The following is an 18,622-nucleotide window of genomic DNA, read 5'->3' as shown; positions in this document are numbered from 1 at the left end:
CGCGGGGAGCGGGAGTGCGCGCTATATAAGCAGCCTTCCGCATACCGTGTTGTTGGGTCATGGCTCCTCCCGCTCCGATCACCGCGCTCCAGGGCGTGTCCGTCACGTTCGGCGGGCGCCCGCTGTTCGAATCCATCGACCTGTCCCTCGGGCGGGGCGACAAGGCCTGCCTGGTCGGCCGGAACGGCTCCGGCAAGTCCACGCTGATGAAGGTGCTGGCCGGCATCATCCAGCCGGACGGCGGGAATGTCTTCGTCCAGCCCGGCGCTCGCATCGCCTATCTGCCGCAGGAGCCGGACTTCACCGGCTGCGCCACCGTGCACGACTATGTCGCCGCCGGCCTGCCCGCCGACGAGCGGGACGAGGCGCACCGGGTCGACGCGGTGCTGGACCGGTTGCAGGTGCCCGGCCATCTGGACCCGAACACGCTGTCGGGCGGCGAGGCGCGGCGCGCGGCGCTGGCCCGGACGCTGGTCGGTGAGCCGGACGTGATGCTGCTGGACGAGCCGACCAACCACCTGGACCTGCCGACCATCGAGTGGCTGGAAGAGGAATTGCTGGCCTATCGCGGCGGGCTGCTGCTGATCTCGCACGACCGCGCCTTCCTGAACCGCTTGGCGCGGCGCACGCTGTGGCTGGACCGCGGCACGGTGCGCGCGACCGATCGCGGCTTCGCCGAGTTCGAGACCTGGCAGGCCGAGGTGTTCGAATCGGAGGAAATCGCCGCCCAGAAGCTCGACCGCAAGATCGAAGGCGAGATGAAGTGGCTGCGCGAGGGCATCTCCGCCCGGCGCACCCGCAACATGGGCCGCGTGCGCGCGCTGCTGCAACTCCGCACCGACCGGGCGGAGCGCATCAAGGGTGGCCAGCAGGCCAAGCTGGCCATCGCCGAGGCCGAACGCGGCGGACGGCTGGTCATCGAGGCCACGACCATCTCCAAAGGGTTCGACTCGGCGGAGGGGCGGAAGACGGTCGTCAAGGACTTCTCCACCCGCATCCTGCGCGGCGACCGCGTGGGGCTGATAGGGCCGAACGGCGCCGGCAAGTCCACGCTGCTGAAGATCCTGACCGGCCAGATGGAGCCGGACAGCGGCACCGTGCGGCTGGGCACCAACATGGAAACCGCCTATTTCGACCAGCGGCGGGTCGGGCTGGATCCGGAGGAGACGATCCGGCAGGTGCTGTGCCCCTACGGCGGCGACAGCGTGATGGTGAACGGCCAACCGCGCCACGTCGCCGGCTACATGCGCGATTTCCTGTTCGACACGCGGCAGCTGGACAGCCCGGTGAAGGCCCTGTCGGGCGGGGAGCGCAACCGGCTGCTGCTCGCCCGGCTGTTCGCGCGGCCCAGCAACATGATGATCCTCGACGAGCCGACCAACGACCTCGACATGGACACGCTGGACCTTCTGGAGGACGTGCTGGGCGACTATCAGGGCACGCTGCTGCTGGTCAGCCACGACCGCGACTTCCTCGACCGGCTGGTGACCTCCACGATTGCTTTGGAGGGCGACGGGACGATCACCGAATACGCGGGCGGCTATTCTGATTACTTGGTGCAGCGCCCGGCGCCGAAGGAAAAGGTCGCGGCTCCGGCCAAGGCGAAGCCGGCGGCGCAGGCGTCCGCGCCGAAGCCGAAGGGCAAGCTGAGCTACAAGGACCAGCGGGAGCTGGACGACCTGCCGGCGCGCATGGACAAGTTGACCACCGAAGTGGCGAAGCTGGAAGCGGCGCTGGCCGACCCCGACCTGTTCGCCCGCGACGCCGCCAAGTTCCAGAAGACGTCCGACCAGCTTCAGGCCAAGCAGGCCGAACTGGCCACCGCCGAGGAACGCTGGCTGGAGCTGGAAGCCCTGCGCGAGGAGTTGGAAGGCGGCCGGGCATGAGCCACGCGACTCGGGGCTCGCCCTGCTGGTCATGGCGATCTGGGGGCTGAACTTCGTGGTCGCCAAATGGGGCCTCGCGGAGTTTCCGCCGCTGTTCATCATGGCCCTGCGATTCCTGCTGGTCGCGGCGCTGCTGGTGCCATTCGCGCGGGTGCCGCGCGGCAAGATGCTGCCCATCGCCGCCCTGTCGGTGACGCTGGGGAGCGTCCATTTCCCGCTGATGTTCAGCGGACTGAACGGCATCGACGCGGCCACGGCCTCCATCGCCGCGCAGGCGCAGGTGCCCTTCTCCTCCCTGCTGGCGGCGGTGCTGTTCAAGGACAAGCTGGGCTGGCGCCGCGCCTTCGGCATGGCGGCGGCCTTCGCGGGCGTGGTGGTCATCGCGGGCGAGCCTCGGCTGGCCGGGTCGCTGACCCCGCTGTTCATGATCCTGGGCGCCAGCGTCGCCTTCGCCGCCGCCAGCATGCAGATGAAGTCAATCGCTGGCGTGGACGGCTTCGCGCTGAACGGCTGGATGGCGCTGTTCGCAGCCCCGCAGCTGATGGTGCTGTCGCTGCTGCTGGAGAGCGGACATGGCGCGGCGCTCGCCAACGCGACGCTGTGGGGCTGGGGCGCCATCGTCTACATGGCGGTGGGGGTGACCATCGGCGCCTATGGGATGTGGTACCCTCTGCTGCGCCGGTACCAGGTGAACCAGACCATGCCCTATCTGCTGACCGTGCCGGTCTTCGGCGTGGCCGCGGGGGTGCTGCTGATGGGCGATCCCTTCACGCTGCGGCTGGTGCTGGGCGGGCTGCTGACGGTGGGCGGCGTCGCCTTCATCGTGCAGAAACGCCCGGCGGCGGTGGGCGACAAGGTGACGAATCCGACGTGACGACGTTTATCGACCTCCCCTCCCCCAACCATGGACCTCGGCCGGAGGGCGCGCGGGCGGAGTTGCTCATCCTTCATTACACGGGGATGCCGACGGCGGCGGACGCGCTGGAGCGGCTGTGCGACCCGGTGGCCCAGGTCAGCGCGCACTACACGGTGGACGAGGACGGGACCGTCTACGCCCATGTGCCGGAGGACCGGCGCGCCTGGCACGCGGGCGTGTCGATGTGGCGCGGCGTCGGCGACGTGAACAGCCGGTCCATCGGCGTGGAGATCGTCAATCCGGGCCACGAGTTCGGCTACCGGCCCTTTCCGCCCGAGCAGATGGCGGCGGTGGTGGATCTCTGCCGGGGCATCATGGGACGGCATGGGATCGCGCCGGAAAACGTGATCGGCCACAGCGACATCGCGCCCGCGCGCAAGGAAGACCCCGGCGAGCTGTTCGACTGGCCGGGGCTGGCGGCACAGGGCATCGGGATTTGGCCGGAGGTCCGGCCGGAGGACGACGGGCCGTTCGGCGGGGATGACGTGGCGGACCTTCTGGGACGCTATGGCTACGACGCGGCCTGCCCGCGCGCACTGCTGTCCTTCCAGCGCCATTTCCGGCCGGAGTCGCTGACGGGCATCGCCGACTCGGAGACGGTGCGGCGGCTGCGCGCGCTGGTACGGGTGACCGGGCGGTAGGCGGCGATTCGCTTCCCCGCGCCACATCTTATATAGTGGTGACCACAACCCATCACCGGCGGGGGTGCAGCATGTCGGAACTGGCCTACAAGCGCATGACCGTGGACGACTTCCTCGTCTGGGAGGATGGGACGGACACGCGCTATGAGCTGATCGACGGCGTGCCGTTCGCCATGGCGCCGACCTACGCCGCGCATCAGATCATCGCAGTCAACGTCGCCGTTGCGCTGACCGAGACCTTGCGCAAGCGCCCGCCCTGCCATGTCCGGTCGGAGGCCGGCATCCTGAAGCCCAACAGCTTCCGGAACTACTTCCAGGCCGACCTTGCCGTGACCTGCACGCCGCACCGGCAAGGGCAGTATGCGGTGCCGGATCCGGTGGTGATCGTCGAAATCCTGTCCCGCTCCACCGAGGACCACGACCGCAAGGTCAAGCTGCCGGTCTACCGGGCCATACCCAGCGTGATGGAGGTCGTGCTGGTCCACGCGGACATGCTGTTCGTGGAGGTGCACCGCCGGCTGGACGCGACCCGCTGGCAGGTGGACCTGCTGGTGGAGGCGGAGGACGCCTTGCGACTCGACAGCGTGGGGTTCGAAGCGCCGGTGGCGGCGCTTTACGCCAACGTCGATCTGCCCGAGGGCGAGCCGCCGGCGGAAGCCTCTTTGTAAGCAGGCGTCCTGATTCGGGCGCTATTTCGGGCGCCGCTTTGGGATCGGCCCCCACCGGCATTGCGCAAGCCGCCGCGACCCTATACATAGACCCCCGCCAGATGGCCGGATGGCCGCCTTCGACACGTCGTCGGGGGAGGAAAGTCCGGGCTCCACGGGAACACGGTGCCGGCTAACGGCCGGCGGGGGCGACCCTAGGGAAAGTGCCACAGAAAGCAAACCGCCGTCGGTCCTCGGCTTTTGTCGGGGGCCGCGGTAAGGGTGAAAGGGTGCGGTAAGAGCGCACCGCGCCCCTGGCAACAGGGGCGGCACGGTAAACCCCACCGGGAGCAAGACCGAATAGGGGCGGCACGGCCCGCTGTCCTTCTGGGACGGTATGGGGCCAAGCGCGTTTCCGCGCCGCCGCCCGGGTTGGTCGCGAGAGGCGCCGGGCAACCGGCGTCCCAGATGAATGGCCATCCATCAGGGAAACCTGAGGACAAAACCCGGCTTACAGGCCATCTGGCGCTTATCCACAACACGTCTGAGGTAGGGAGCCACCCCTTTATCGCGGGGTGACGCCTCATCGTGCCCATCTTTCCCCAGTTTCATCCACAGGCGGTGGATAACTGTGGGGCGAAATCCCATGCTGTCCCATGACTGCCCCCACCCGACTACCCCCTGAAGTTAGACCGTTGGGGGTATGCGATTCGCTCGTCCGGCGCGTTACATGACTATAACCATTCACGGGATTTTAGGAACATCCTGGGAACTTTGCCCTAGCACCGCGCCGATACGCCGGATAGGGCGCTGAAATGTTGCTGGACCTCGCCGATTCCGCTCACCTATTTGCGCCCTTGCAACACATCGGGCGATAAGTCTTGACAGCTCTGTCTGAATACTGGCGGGGGCGTTGACGCCCATGCCGTCCCATGTTATCCCAAGAATGCCCACCGCGAGGGGGGATCTACCCAGTCAAGGTAACCTGACCGGGCGGGTTTCGCGGAAAGGGTGGATACGGGGCTCGCGACGGCGGGTTCCGCACAACGGGAGCGGGGGGAGATCGTCGGGCCGATGGCCATTTTCCTGTCCACATACGTCAACAAAGTTGACAGGAAAGGTCGCTGCTCCATCCCGGCGCAGTTTCGGCAGAGTCTTGCCAAAAGCTCGGAGCCGACGACCGTCTATCTCTGGCCCTCGCTGAACCATCAGGCGCTGGAAGGCGCCGACCAGAACTACCTCGACGTGCTGTCCGAAAGCCTGGAATCCCCCGACCTGGACGCGGACGAGCGCGACATGATCGAAACCTTCATCTTCGGCAAGCTGATCCCCGTCTCCCTCGACAACGAGGGCCGCATCGTCCTGCCCAAGGAGCTGGCGGAATTCGCCGGCATCGGCGAGGAAGCCGCCTTCATCGGCCGCCGCAAGACCTTCCAGATTTGGGAACCGAACGCGTTGAAGGCCCACGAGCAGACGCTGCGCGACCAGGTCGTGCGCAAGGACATCTCGCTGAGCCAGATCGTCGCCAAGGCGTCGCGCGGCGCCGCCAGCCGGGCAGGGGAGGGCTGAGCATGACCACACCCGCCCCCGGCCCCACCCCCGCCTCCCCCCACATCCCCGTGCTGCTGGCCGAGGTCGTCGACGCGCTCTCCCCGCGCGACGGCGGCGTCTATGTGGACGGCACCTTCGGCGCCGGCGGCTACAGCCGCGCAATCCTGGAGTCGGCGGACTGCCGCGTCTGGGGCATCGACCGCGACCCCGAGGCGATCGAGCGCGGCCGCAAGCTGTCCGCCGCCTACCCCGGCCGGCTGGAGATCGTGGAAGGCCGATTCGGCGACATGGAGTCGCTGCTGGCCGCGCGCGGCGTCGAGTCGGTGGACGGCGTGGCGCTGGACGTCGGCGTCTCCTCCCCCCAGATCGACGAGCCGGAGCGCGGCTTCTCCTTCCGATTCGATGGCCCGCTCGACATGCGCATGGGACGGGATGGGCCGACCGCCGCCGACGTGGTGAACACGGCGGACGAGGGCGAGCTGGCCGACATCATTTTCCATTACGGCGAAGAGCGCATGGCCCGCCGCGTGGCCCGCGCCATCGTCGCCGCGCGCAAGACCGCCCCCATCGAGCGCACCCGCCAGCTGGCCGAGATCGTGCGATCCGTGGTGCCGAAGGGGAAGGGCGACGCCATCGACCCGGCCACCCGCACCTTCCAGGCGCTGCGCATCCATGTGAACGACGAGCTGGGGGAACTGCGCCGCGGCCTCGCCGCCGCCGAGTCGCTCCTGAAGCCCGGCGGGCGCCTCGCCGTTGTCTCTTTCCATTCGCTGGAGGATCGGGAAGTAAAGACGTTCCTGAAGGAGCGTTCGTCGCCCCCGCCCTCCCCCTCCCGACACACGCCATCCATTGCGGTGGACGCGCGTGCCCCATCCTTCCGCCTGCTGTCGCGCAAGCCCATCGTGCCGACTGAGACGGAATCCCGACACAACCCCCGCGCGCGCTCCGCCCGGCTGCGCGCGGCCGAACGCACGTCGGCGCCGGCATTCCCGGCCCCCGGCAAGGAGGCGGCATGAAGGGTAAATCCGCGCTGTTCTGGCTCGGCCTGGCCGCCGCCGCCGGCGGCGTGCTGTTCCAGACGAGCTATGAGGTGCAGGAGCTGGAGGAACAGCTCGGCTCCCTCAACCGCAAGATCATGGAAGAACAGGAAGCCATCCAGATCCTGAAGGCGGAATGGAGCTACCTGAACGACCCGACGCGTCTGGAATCCCTGGCGTCCCAGCATCTGGCGCTGCAACCCACGGATGCGCGCCAGTTCGTGGCGCTGGACGTGGTGCCGATGCGCCCGGCGGGGGCCGAGGTCGTTCCGCCGGCCGGGCCGAAGATGGATCCCGCAGCGCCGCTGCCGCCGATGGTGCGCCTGTCGCCCCCGGCCGGCCAGCCGGCCGCGCCCGCTGTCGCCAGCAACACCGGGGCCAGCAACACCGGGACCACCCTCAAGGCCGGCATCATTCCGGCCTCCGCCCCGGCCAAGCCCGCCCCGATCAAGCCGTCGGCGATCATCCCGGCCGCTGCCAAGGCCCCTGCCCTGCCCGGCGCGCAGCCGGCTGCGGTCGCCAAGCCGGCGCCGATCAGCATCAAGCCGACGGACGTCGCCGCCCGTCCGCTGCCGGCACCGACCACCGTGGCCGCCGTCCCGGCCGCCGCGCCGAAGACCCTGTCCGTGCCGCCCGCCCGGCAGCCGCAGTCCGCCGCCGTGTCCGGTTCCGCCCACGCCGCTCCCCCGCCGCCGCCGTCGCCGCCCAGGGGCACCGACAGCATCGGCGTCCTGGTCGCCCGCCTGGGAGCGAATCGATGAGCGTTCCGCCGACCGGCCTTGATCCCACCGGCGCCTATGCCGTGCCGCCCCCGGCTTCCAAGCCGCGGACGTCGCTGTCCGTCGCGTTGGAGCAGAGCCGGAACCGGTTGATGGTCACCGCCGCCATGGTGGCCCTGGTCTTTTCGGCCATCGGCATCAAGCTGGTGGACGCGACGCTGCTGAGCCACGCCGCCGAACCGCGCCAGCGCATGGCGGCGGAGATCGACGCGCCGCCGGTCAACCGCGCCGACATCGTGGACCGCAACGGCAACCTGCTGGCGACCTCGCTCGCCACGCAGTCGCTCTACGCCGACCCCAAGCTGATCAGCCGGCCGGAGGAGGTGGCGCGCAAGCTGTCGTCCGCCCTGCCGGAGCTGGACTACAAGGAGCTGCTGGCGAAGCTGAGCGGCGACAAGCGCTTCATCTGGATCAAGCGCAACCTGACGCCCAAGCAGCAGGCCGCCGTGTTCAAGCTGGGCCTGCCCGGCGTCTATTTCGAGCGGGAGGAGCGCCGCTTCTACCCGGCGTCCAACCTCACCTCGCACATCGTCGGCTTCACCGGCGTCGACAACAACGGCCTCAGCGGCATCGAGCAGGCGCACAACAAGCGTCTGGTCAACGACCCGAACAAGCCGCTGCAGCTGTCCATCGACCTGCGCCTTCAGCACATCATGAAGAAGGAGCTGACGGCGACCATCCAGGAGTTCAGCGCCATTGGTGCTGCCGGCATCATCTTCGACGTGCGCTCGGGCGAGGTGCTGTCGATGGTGTCGCTGCCCGATTTCGACCCGCATGATCCGCCCGCGCTGAGCGACAAGGCCGGCCAGGACGCGCTGTTCAACCGCGCGACGCTCGGCGTGTACGAGATGGGCTCCACCTTCAAGATCTTCAACACGGCGATGTCGCTCGACTCGGGCAAGATCCGGGTCACCGACACCTTCGACACTATCCACAACATCCAGGTCGGCCGCTTCACGATCCGCGAATATCACCCGTTCCACCACAACCTGACGGTGGCGGAGGTGTTCCAGGAATCCTCTAACCTCGGGTCGGTGCGCATGGCGCTGACCGTGGGCGTGCAGGCGCAGAAGGCCTTTTTGACCAAGCTGGGGCTCACCCGCCCGACCACGCTGGAGCTGCCGGAGAACGGCTGGCCGCTGGTGCCCAACCCGTGGCGCGAGGTCAACACCATGACCATCGCCTTCGGCCACGGCATGTCGGTCAGCCCGATGCACACGGTGACGGCCGCCGCCTCGGCCATCAACGGCGGCGTCCTGCGCCACCCGACCATCCTGAAGCGCGAGCCGGGCGCCGAGGTTCCGGGCGAACAGGTCATCTCGCCGCAGACCAGCGCCATGATGCGCCGGCTGTTCCGCTTCGTGGTCACCGACGGCACAGCCAAGTCGGCCAACGCCAAGGGCTACGTCGTCGGCGGCAAGACCGGCACGGCGGAAAAGCAGAAGGGCCGGCATTACGAGCGCAACTCGCGCATGTCGTCCTTCCTCGGCGCCTTCCCGATGAACGACCCGCGCTACATCGTCTATGTGCTGGTCGACGAGCCGAAGGGCACCAAGAAGACCTACGGCTTCGCCACCGGCGGCTGGGTCGCCGCCCCGGCGGTCGGCCGCATCGTCAAGCAGATCGGTCCGCTGCTGGGCGTCCAGCCGGTGGACGACACCGCGCCCGAGATCATCAACGCCACCTACATCAACACCGCGGGCCAGACCACGCCCCCCCTGCCCGCCGCCCCGCCCGCGCAACCGAAAGGAAGCACCGTTGCTTCTGTCCCGCCTCCTTCCGGAAAGCAGCGCTGACGCGCGTTCCGGACACGACGCCATCGAGGTGACCGGGCTGACCGCGGATAGCCGCGCGGTCAGGCCCGGTTTCGTCTTTGCGGCCCTGCCCGGCGTCAAGACGGACGGGCGGGCCTTCATCGCCGACGCGCTCGCCAAGGGGGCCGTCGCGGTGGTGGCGCAGCCGGGGACCGTCTTGCCCGAAGGCTGCGGCGCGGTGCTGGTCGAGGACGCGCAGCCGCGCCGGCTGTTCGCGCTGATGGCCGCCGCCTTCCACGGCCGCCAGCCGGAGACGGTGGTGGCGGTAACGGGGACCAACGGCAAGACCTCCACCGTGCAGTTCGCCCGCCAGATCTGGAGCCTGCTGGGCCACAAGGCCGCGGCGCTGGGCACGCTGGGGCTGATCGGGCCGGGGCTGGAGGGCTATGGCGGCATGACGACGCCGGACCCGGTGGCGCTGCACCGCGACCTCGCCGCCGTCAAGGACGCCGGGATCGAGCGGCTGGCCATGGAGGCGTCGAGCCACGGGCTGGAGCAGCACCGGCTGGACGGCGTGGCGCTGAAGGCCGCCGGCTTCACCAACCTGACGCGCGACCATCTGGACTATCACGGCACCATGGAGGCCTACCTCCAGGCCAAGGCCATGCTGTTCGACCGGCTGTTGCCGGCGGGCGGCACCGCCGTGCTGAACGCCGACAGCGGCACCTTCGGCGAGCTTTCCGAGATTTGTTCACAGCGCGGTCACCGCGTCTTCGGGTACGGTCTGGCCGGTCGCGAGCTTCGGGTGAACGGGGTCGAACCGCTGGCGCACGGCCAGCGCCTCGCCCTCACCGTCCTGGGGCGCGACGTGACCGTGGACCTGCCGCTGGCGGGCCGGTTCCAGGCGTGGAACGTGCTGTGCGCGCTCGGCCTGGTGATCGGCTCCGGCGAGGATCGCGATGCTGCGCTGGAGACCTTGACCCGCCTGGAAGGCGTGCCGGGGCGGTTGCAGCACGTCGCCACGCATCCCAGCGGGGCGACGGTCTACGTCGATTACGCGCACACGCCCGACGCGCTGGAGACGGTGCTGACGGCGCTGAGGCCGCACGCCCAGCGCCGGCTGGTCGTCGTTTTCGGCTGTGGCGGCGACCGCGACCGCGGCAAGCGTCCGGTGATGGGCGAGCTGGCCGGCCGTCTGGCCGACCGCGCCATCGTCACCGACGACAACCCGCGCACCGAGGTGCCGGCGGCCGTCCGCAAGGAGGTGCTGGCCGGCTCCGCGGCGCTGGAGGAGATCGGCGACCGGCGCGAGGCCATCCGCGCCGCCGTCAAGGGTCTGTCGGCCGGTGACGTCCTGGTCATCGCCGGCAAGGGACACGAGCAGGGTCAGACGGTCGGCACCGAGGTGCTGCCGTTCGACGACGCGACCGAGGCGAAAGCCGCCGTAGCGGAGGTTGGAGCATGAGCGACGAGAAGACGACTGTCCCTCTGTGGACCGCGGAAGACGCCGCCGCCGCCACCAATGGGCAGGTGACGCGCCCGTGGACCGCCACCGGCGTGACCATCGACAGCCGCAAGGTGGCGCCGGGCGACCTGTTCGTCGCCATCAAGGGACCGAACTTCGACGGCCACAACTTCGTCGCCAGGGCGCTGGAGTCCGGGGCCGCCGCCGCGCTGGTCAGCACCGTGCCGCCGGGTGTGCCGGGCGACGCGCCGCTGCTGGCCGTGGATGGCGACACGCTGGCGGCGCTGGCCGACCTGGGCCATGTCGCGCGGCTGCGCAGCAAGGCCAAGGTGGTGGGCGTCACCGGCTCCGTCGGCAAGACCGGGACCAAGGAGGCGCTGCGCCACGTCCTGTCGCAGCAGGGCCGCACCTTCGCCACCGAAGGCAGCCTGAACAACCACTGGGGTGTTCCCCTGTCGCTGGCCCGCATGCCGGCGGACACGCAGTTCGGCGTGTTCGAGCTGGGCATGAACCACGCGGGCGAGCTTGGCCCCCTGTCGCGGCAGGTGATGCCGCACGTCGCCCTCATTACCACGGTGGAAGCGGCGCATCTGGAATTCTTCGCCTCCGTCGAGGCCATCGCCGACGCCAAGGCCGAGATCTTCGAGGGCATGGACCCCAACGGCGTCGCCGTGCTGAACCGCGACAACCCGCATTACGGCCGCCTGCTGGCCGCCGCCCGCACCCAGGGGCTGAGCCGCGTCTGGGGCTTCGGCGCACACGAGGACGCGGAGGCGCGGCTGCTCGACTGCTCGCTGCACGCGACCTGCAGCGCCGTCACGGCGGTCATCAAGGGCGAACGCATCCAGTATTGCCTGGCCCTGCCCGGCAAGCATTGGGTGATGAACAGCCTGGGCGTGCTGCTGGCGGTCAAGGCGCTGGGCGCCGACGTGGCCGCCGCCGCCCGCGCGCTGTCCACCATCCAGCCGGTGAAGGGGCGCGGCACGCGCAAGCGCATCCACGCCGCGCACGGCGCCTTCACCCTGATCGACGAGAGCTACAACGCCAGCCCCGCCGCCATGGCCGCCACCTTCGAGGTGCTGGCCAAGATCGACCCCGGCGCCGGCGGACGCCGCGTGGCGGTGCTGGGCGACATGCGCGAGCTGGGCGAGCGCGCCGACGCGCTGCACGCCGCGCTGGCCGAGCCGCTGAAGGCGGCGCATGTGGACACGGTCTACGGCTGCGGCCCGCACACGCGGGCGCTGTTCGACCGGCTGCCGCCCGCCATGCGCGGCGCCTGGGCCGAGACCAGCGCAGAGCTGGCCCCCATCGTCGCGGACGCCGTCAAGGGCGGCGACGTGGTGCTGGTGAAGGGCTCCGCCGGCAGCCGCACGGGATTGGTGGTGGAGGCGCTGTCGGCGCTCGACACCCGCCAGGACACGAAAAACGACAAGAATGACGGCTCGTCGCAAGTTGCGGCGAACGGACAAAGAGGCTGACCGGTTCCATTATGCTTTATAATTTGCTCTTCCCATTGGCGGACGTTTTCTCGCCGTTCAACCTGTTCCGGTACCTGACCTTCCGGACGGGTGGCGCGGTGCTGACGGCGCTCGTCATCAGCTTCATGTTCTTCCCGCGCCTGATCGAGTGGCTGAAGAGCAAGCAGGGTGAAGGCCAGCCGATCCGTTCCGACGGGCCGGAGACTCATTTCAAGAAGAAGGGCACGCCCACCATGGGCGGCCTGATGATCCTGATCGCGGTGACGATCAGCACGCTGCTGTGGGTGGACCTGACCAACGTCTACACCTGGATCGTGCTGATGGTGACGATCGGCTACGGCCTGATCGGCTTCGGCGACGACTATCTGAAGCTGACCAAGCGCAACACCAAGGGCCTGTCCGGCCGCTTCCGCCTGACGTGGGAGATCATCATCGGGCTCAGCGCCTCGCTGGCGATCATGCTGGTGTCGGCCCCGCCGCTGTCGGGCGGGCTGGCCGTGCCCTTCGTGAAGGACTTTCTGATCCAGCTGTCCTGGTTCTTCATCCCGCTGGGCGCCTTCATCATGGTGGGCGCGTCCAACGCGGTGAACCTGACCGACGGGCTGGACGGGCTGGCCATCGTGCCGACGATGATCGCGGCGGGCTGCTTCGGCCTGATCAGCTACCTGACGGGCAACGCGATCTTCGCCAACTACCTGCAGATTCACCATGTGCCGGGTGCTGGTGAGCTTGCCGTTTTCTGCGGGGCTCTGGTCGGTGCGGGCATCGGATTCCTCTGGTACAACGCGCCCCCCGCCATGGTCTTCATGGGCGACACCGGGTCGCTCTCCCTCGGCGGTGCGCTGGGGGCCGTCAGCGTGGTCACCAAGCACGAGATCGTGCTGGCGATCATCGGCGGCCTGTTCGTGTTGGAGACGGTGTCGGTGATCGTCCAGGTCGCCTCCTTCAAGCTGACCGGCAAGCGGGTGTTCCGCATGGCGCCGCTGCACCATCACTTCGAGAAGAAGGGATGGGCGGAGCCGACCGTGGTCATCCGCTTCTGGATCATCGCCTCCATCCTGGCCCTGGTCGGGCTGTCCACGCTGAAGCTCCGTTAAGGCGTTCCTTCGATGATCAACCTCTTCTACATGGACGGTCTGCCGGTGGCGGTCATGGGGCTGGGCAAGTCCGGCCTCGCCACGGCCGAGGCGCTGGCCCGCAGCGGCGCCGACGTGTGGGTCTGGGACGACAACGAGGCGAGCCGGAAAGCGGCGGAGGCCAAGGGCTACAAGGTCGTGGACCTGACCACGGCCGACCTGTCCGAACTCACCACCATCGTGTGGTCGCCGGGCATTCCGCACACGCACCCCAAGCCCCATCCCGTGGCCGAGCGCGCCCGCGCCGCCGGGATCGAGCTGGTCTGCGACATCGAGCTGCTGGCGCGGGCCGAGCGGGATTCCGCCTATGTCGGGATCACCGGAACGAACGGGAAGTCCACCACCACGACGCTGATCGGCCACGTCATGAACGCCGCCGGGCGGCGGATCGCGGTGGGCGGCAACCTGGGCACGCCGGTGCTGACCTTCCCCGGCTTAGGGAGCGGCGGCACCTACGTGCTGGAGATGTCGAGCTACCAGCTGGAGCTGACTTTCTCGATCACCTTCGACGTGGCGGTGCTGCTGAACATCACGCCGGACCATCTGGCCCGGCACGGCGGCATGGACGGCTACGTCGCCGCGAAAAAGCTGATCTTCCACCGCCAGACCAAGCCGCGCACGGCGGTCATCGGCGTGGACGACCCGCAATGCCGCAGGATTTACGAGGAGCTGGTTGCCAAGGGTGACCAGCATGTCTGGCCGATCTCCGCCGAGGGGCGCGTGCCCGGCGGCGTCTACGCCGAGGGCGGCTGGCTGATCGACGACACCGACGGCAACGCGGAGCGCGTGGCGGAGCTTTCCGGCTTCCCGGCGCTGCTCGGCAAGCACAACTGGCAGAACGCCGCGGCGGCCTATGCGGCCTGCAAGGCGGCGGGCGTGCCGGCCCCGGCGATCGCCGCCGCCATGACGACCTTCCCCGGACTGGCGCACCGCCAGCAGCTGGTGCGGACCATCGGCGGCGTGCGCTTCGTCAACGACAGCAAGGCCACCAACGCCGACGCGACCGAAAAGGCGCTGGCGACCTTCGACCCGATCTACTGGATCCTGGGCGGTCAGGCGAAGGAGACCGGCCTGTCCGGCCTGGAGGGCTACATGGGGCGCGTGCGCCACGCCTTCCTGATCGGCGAGGCGACGGAGCCCTTCGCAGCGTGGCTGGCGGCCAACAAGGTCCCGCACACGCGCTGCGGCACGCTGAACGTCGCCGTGAACGCGTCGGCGGAGCTGGCGCTGAGCGAGCGGCTGCCGAACGCCTGCGTGCTGCTGTCGCCGGCCTGCGCGTCCTGGGACCAGTTCGCGAATTTCGAGAAGCGCGGCGAAGCCTTCGCCGACGCCGTCAACGCGCTTGAAGGGGAAGACGCCTGATGGTGACGTTCGACCGTACCGACCAATCCATCTTCGGTCGCTGGTGGTGGACCGTGGACCGCTGGCAGCTTGCCGCGCTGGCGGTGCTGATGGCGCTCGGCACGGTGCTGATCACGGCGGCCAGTCCGCCGGTGGCCGAACGCATCGGCATCCAGGACACCTTCTACTTCGTCGAACGCCACCTGATGATGCTGATCCCCGCGGTCGCCATCATGTGCGGCGTGTCGCTGCTGAGCCCGCGCGGCGTGCGCCGGGTGGCGGTGGTGGTCTTCCTGATCGCCGTGGCGCTGGTCTACGCGACGCTGGTGGTGGGCGTGGAGATCAAGGGTGCCCGGCGCTGGATCCACGTCCCCGGCCTGTCGATCCAGCCGTCGGAGTTCGTGAAGCCCGCCTTCGCGGTGGTCGGGGCGTGGCTGTTCTCGCTGTCGCGCACCAACCCCGGCTTTCCGGGTGCCTTGCTGTCCATCGCGCTGTATGTCTTCACCGTCGCCGGCCTGCTGATGCAGCCCGACCTGGGCATGACGGTGGTGGTGTCGGCGGTGTGGTTCTCGCAGTTCTTCCTGGCCGGGCTGAACGTGATCCTGGTCGCCATCCTGGGCGCGCTGGGCGGCGTCGGGCTGGTCGGGGCCTATTTCATGCTTCCGCACGTGCACAGCCGCATCAACCGCTTCCTTGACCCGGCGGCGGGCGACAACTATCAGGTCAGCCGCTCGCTGGAAGCTTTCGCCAACGGCGGGCTGATGGGCACCGGACCCGGCCAGGGCACGGTGAAGTTCTCCCTGCCGGACAGCCACGCCGACTTCATCTTCGCCGTCGCGGGCGAGGAGATGGGGCTGATCTTCTGCCTGTTCATCATCATCCTGTTCGCCTTCATCGTGCTGCGCGGCTTCGCGCGGGTGTTCAACGACAACAACTACTTCGTTCTGCTGGCGGCGACCGGCCTGCTGATCCAGTTCGGGCTTCAGGCGGCGATCAACATGGGCTCCGCCCTGCACCTGATGCCGACCAAGGGCATGACGCTGCCCTTCATCTCCTACGGCGGGTCCTCGCTGCTGGCGCTGGGCTTCGGCATGGGGATGGTGCTGGCGCTGACCCGCAAGCGCTTCGGCCCGGCGGAGTGACGGCGATGGCACCCGCGATTAAGAACAAGCCCATCGTTCTGGCGGCCGGCGGCACCGGCGGGCATTTCTTCCCGGCGGAAGCGCTGGCGCGGGAGCTGCTGGCGCGCGGCAAGGCCGTGGCGCTGGTCACCGACAAGCGCGGTCAGGCCTTCGGCGACAGCCTGCCGGAGGTGCCGGTCCACCGCATCCGCGCCTCCGCCCCCGGCGCCGGGTTGGTCGGCAAGATCACGGCGGCGTGGCAGATGGGCCTTGGCCTGCTGTCGGCCAACGCGCTGATGCGCCATCTGGAGCCGGCGGCGGTCGTCGGCTTCGGCGGCTACCCGTCCGTGCCGACCGTCTACGCCGCCGCGCAGGCCCGCGTGCCGGTGCTGCTGCACGAGCAGAACGCCGTGCTCGGCCGCGCCAACCGGATGCTGATCGCCGCCGCCCGCCGCCTCGCCGTCGCCTTTCCGGAGGTGTCGGCGGTCAAGGAGGCGCACCGCCCCAAGATCGTGCGCACCGGCAACCCGGTCCGCCCCGCCGTCGCCGCCAAGCGCGCCGCCCCCTATGCGGTGCCGGATTCCAATGGGCCGGTCCGCATCCTCGTGATGGGCGGCAGCCAGGGGGCGCGGGTCTTCTCGGAGGTCATGCCGCAGGCGCTGGGCCGGCTGCCCGAGGCGTTGCGCGCGCGCATCCATCTGGCGCAGCAGTGCCGGCCGGAGGATCTGGAGGCCGTCCGCGCGGCCTACGCCGACATGGGCCTGGGCGGGCTGGAGCTGGAGAGCTTCTTCCGCGACGTGCCGGATCGGCTGGCGGCCTGCCATCTCGCGCTGACGCGCGCCGGCGCCTCGACCATCGCGGAGCTGACCTGCATCGGCCGCCCGGCGCTGCTGGTCCCCTACCCGCACGCCATGGACGACCACCAGACTGAGAACGCCCGGCAGCTCGCCGCCGCCGGGGCCGCGTGGCTGATGCCGCAGACCGGCTTCACCGCCGAGGCGCTGGCCGCCCGCCTGACCGAGCTGCTGGGCTCGCCCGACGCGCTGACGCGCGCGGCGCTTGCTGCGCGGGACTGGGGCATGGCCGACGCGGCGGGCCGGCTGGCCGACGCCGTGCTGGCGATGATCCAACCCGACGGTGCCACCCAAAACCAAGAAGACTCCCAGGAGGCGACGGCATGATCAAGGCAACGCGCAGCCCCTTAACGCGCCGCCGGACGCCGCGCCCCCTGCAGGACTGGCCGGCGGACATGACCCGCACCGAGGCCGCGTGGGGCAACCGTCCGGAATGCCCGCTGCTGCCCCGTGCGGTCGCCACCCACGGCTTCCTGCGGGACCGCCTGCACGTCGTCACCGGGGCCCAGCCCCTTCCCCCCGGCCTGTCCGACCCGGCCGTGGACGCCACCCTCAGCCTGATGCTCCGCCGCGGAAAGTAAAGTCACATGCGCGCCCTCCCCCTCTCGATCGGCACCATCCACTTCGTCGGCATCGGCGGCATCGGCATGAGCGGCATCGCCGAGGTGCTGAAAAACCTGGGCTACACAGTCCAGGGCTCCGACCTGTCCGAAAGCGCCAACGTCAAGCGCCTGCGCGAACTGGGCATCCAGGTCTCCATCGGCCACCGCGCGGAGAACATCGCCGGGGCCGCGGTGCTCGTCGTGTCCTCCGCCGTCAAGCGCGACAACCCGGAGGTCGTCGCCGCCCGCGCCGCCCTGGTCCCGGTCGTCCGCCGCGCCGAAATGCTGGGCGAACTGATGCGCCTGAAGTGGGCCATCGCCATCGGCGGCACCCACGGCAAGACCACGACCACCTCCATGGTCGGCAACATGCTGGAGCACGCCAACCTCGACCCCACGGTCATCAACGGCGGCATCATCAACGCCTACGGCACCAACACGCGCCTGGGGTCCGGCGACTGGATGGTGGTCGAGGCCGACGAGAGCGACGGCACCTTCGTGAAGCTGCCGGCCTGCATCGCGGTCGTCACCAACATGGATCCGGAGCATCTGGACTATTACGGCACCTTCGACAACGCGCGGGCGGCCTTCGACAGCTTCGTCCAGAACATCCCCTTCTACGGCTTCGCGGCGCTGTGCATCGATCACCCCGAGGTGCAGGCGATGATCCCGCGCGTGTCGGACCGCCGCATCATCACCTACGGCTTCAGCCCGCAGGCCGACGTGCGCGCCGTCAACATGCGGCTGGGCACCGAGGGGGCGGAGTACGACGTGGTGATCGACGACCGCCACACGGGCGAGAGCCGCACCATCGCCAACGTCCGCCTGCCGATGTACGGGCCGCACAACGTCCAGAACTCGCTGGCCTGCTTCGCGGTGGGCAACGAGATGGGCCTGCCCGACGTGGTCATGCGCGACAGCATGGCGAAGTTCCAGGGCGTGAAGCGCCGCTTCACCAAGACCGGCGTGTCGAACGGCATCACCGTCATCGACGACTACGGCCACCACCCGGTGGAGATCGCCGCCGTGCTGAAGGCCGCGCGCACCGCCGGCACCGGCCGCACCATCGCCGTGGTCCAGCCGCACCGCTACACGCGGCTGGCCGCCCTGTTCGAGGACTTCTGCACCTGCTTCAACGACGCCGACGCCGTGATCGTCGCCGACGTCTACGCCGCCGGTGAGCAGCCCATCGAGAACGTCAACCGCGACAGCCTGGTCGAGGGTCTGCGCATGCACGGCCACCGTCAGGTGATGGCCCTGCACGGGCCGGAGGAACTGCCGCAACTGATCCGCGAGGTGGCGCGTCCGGGCGACCTCGTGGTCTGCCTGGGCGCCGGCAACATCACCCAGTGGGCCAACGCGCTTCCGGGCGAGCTGGACAAGCTGGCCGGCAAGTCCGCGTGAGGTTGGCGAC

At 69.4% G+C, this 18,622-nt stretch carries 16 protein-coding genes and 1 other RNA gene; all 17 read left to right on the top strand.

Annotated features, from left to right (window positions below):
• The first annotated feature begins 59 nt into the window (after positions 1-59).
• The 17 genes from ACSVC7_RS03520 (at position 60) to murC (ending at position 18,612) form a co-directional block, all read left to right on the top strand.
• Positions 60-1,886, top strand: coding sequence for an ATP-binding cassette domain-containing protein (locus tag ACSVC7_RS03520; protein WP_448202555.1), 1,827 nt, complete (start codon positions 60-62; stop codon positions 1,884-1,886).
• 25 nt (positions 1,887-1,911) lie between these two features.
• A complete protein-coding gene (locus ACSVC7_RS03515; protein ID WP_448202828.1) occupies positions 1,912-2,760 on the top strand; it encodes a DMT family transporter in 849 nt (282 codons plus the stop codon).
• Positions 2,757-3,443, top strand: coding sequence for an N-acetylmuramoyl-L-alanine amidase (locus tag ACSVC7_RS03510; RefSeq protein ID WP_448202556.1), 687 nt, complete (start codon positions 2,757-2,759; stop codon positions 3,441-3,443). Before ACSVC7_RS03515 ends, ACSVC7_RS03510 begins: the two co-directional genes overlap by 4 nt.
• Positions 3,444-3,514: 71 nt before the next feature.
• Positions 3,515-4,111, top strand: coding sequence for a Uma2 family endonuclease (locus tag ACSVC7_RS03505; protein WP_448202557.1), 597 nt, complete (start codon positions 3,515-3,517; stop codon positions 4,109-4,111).
• A gap of 97 nt (positions 4,112-4,208) precedes the next feature.
• Positions 4,209-4,620: RNase P RNA component class A (gene rnpB, locus ACSVC7_RS03500), an RNA gene on the top strand.
• A gap of 544 nt (positions 4,621-5,164) precedes the next feature.
• The gene (locus tag ACSVC7_RS03495) at positions 5,165-5,659 is read left to right on the top strand and encodes a division/cell wall cluster transcriptional repressor MraZ (protein ID WP_448202558.1); all 495 of its coding nucleotides are present in this window, start codon (positions 5,165-5,167) and stop codon (positions 5,657-5,659) included.
• Positions 5,660-5,661: 2 nt separating this feature from the next.
• Entirely contained in the window at positions 5,662-6,657 is a 996-nt protein-coding gene (gene rsmH / locus ACSVC7_RS03490) for a 16S rRNA (cytosine(1402)-N(4))-methyltransferase RsmH (protein ID WP_448202559.1), read from the top strand.
• Positions 6,654-7,439 (top strand): cell division protein FtsL, encoded by a 786-nt coding sequence (gene ftsL / locus ACSVC7_RS03485; protein WP_448202560.1) that lies wholly within the window; start codon positions 6,654-6,656, stop codon positions 7,437-7,439. Before rsmH ends, ftsL begins: the two co-directional genes overlap by 4 nt.
• Entirely contained in the window at positions 7,436-9,253 is a 1,818-nt protein-coding gene (locus ACSVC7_RS03480; protein ID WP_448202561.1) for a peptidoglycan D,D-transpeptidase FtsI family protein, read from the top strand. Before ftsL ends, ACSVC7_RS03480 begins: the two co-directional genes overlap by 4 nt.
• On the top strand, positions 9,222-10,676 hold the full coding sequence (locus ACSVC7_RS03475; RefSeq protein WP_448202829.1) for a UDP-N-acetylmuramoyl-L-alanyl-D-glutamate--2,6-diaminopimelate ligase: 1,455 nt from the start codon (positions 9,222-9,224) through the stop codon (positions 10,674-10,676). The genes ACSVC7_RS03480 and ACSVC7_RS03475 overlap by 32 nt, the downstream gene beginning before the upstream one ends.
• A complete protein-coding gene (locus ACSVC7_RS03470; protein ID WP_448202562.1) occupies positions 10,673-12,154 on the top strand; it encodes a UDP-N-acetylmuramoylalanyl-D-glutamyl-2,6-diaminopimelate--D-alanyl-D-alanine ligase in 1,482 nt (493 codons plus the stop codon). Before ACSVC7_RS03475 ends, ACSVC7_RS03470 begins: the two co-directional genes overlap by 4 nt.
• Before the next feature lie 11 nt (positions 12,155-12,165).
• Positions 12,166-13,251 carry a phospho-N-acetylmuramoyl-pentapeptide-transferase gene (mraY, locus tag ACSVC7_RS03465; protein WP_448202563.1) on the top strand — a complete coding sequence of 362 codons (1,086 nt, stop codon included), beginning with the start codon at positions 12,166-12,168 and terminating at the stop codon, positions 13,249-13,251.
• Positions 13,252-13,263: 12 nt separating this feature from the next.
• Complete coding sequence (gene murD, locus ACSVC7_RS03460) at positions 13,264-14,652, top strand: UDP-N-acetylmuramoyl-L-alanine--D-glutamate ligase (protein WP_448202564.1); 1,389 nt, start codon at positions 13,264-13,266, stop codon at positions 14,650-14,652.
• Positions 14,652-15,773: a putative lipid II flippase FtsW gene (ftsW, locus tag ACSVC7_RS03455; protein WP_448202565.1), complete on the top strand. Its 1,122-nt coding sequence runs from the start codon at positions 14,652-14,654 to the stop codon at positions 15,771-15,773. The genes murD and ftsW overlap by 1 nt, the downstream gene beginning before the upstream one ends.
• 5 nt (positions 15,774-15,778) lie before the next feature.
• A complete protein-coding gene (gene murG, locus ACSVC7_RS03450; protein ID WP_448202566.1) occupies positions 15,779-16,933 on the top strand; it encodes an undecaprenyldiphospho-muramoylpentapeptide beta-N-acetylglucosaminyltransferase in 1,155 nt (384 codons plus the stop codon).
• The gene (locus tag ACSVC7_RS03445; RefSeq protein WP_448202567.1) at positions 16,930-17,187 is read left to right on the top strand and encodes a hypothetical protein; all 258 of its coding nucleotides are present in this window, start codon (positions 16,930-16,932) and stop codon (positions 17,185-17,187) included. The genes murG and ACSVC7_RS03445 overlap by 4 nt, the downstream gene beginning before the upstream one ends.
• 6 nt (positions 17,188-17,193) lie before the next feature.
• On the top strand, positions 17,194-18,612 hold the full coding sequence (gene murC / locus ACSVC7_RS03440; RefSeq protein WP_448202568.1) for a UDP-N-acetylmuramate--L-alanine ligase: 1,419 nt from the start codon (positions 17,194-17,196) through the stop codon (positions 18,610-18,612).
• Positions 18,613-18,622: the final 10 nt, after the last annotated feature.

This window comes from Azospirillum mesophilum, assembly GCF_053470405.2.
The sequence above is the reverse complement of the archived record's forward strand: the minus strand, read 5'-3'. Positions and strand labels throughout refer to the sequence as shown.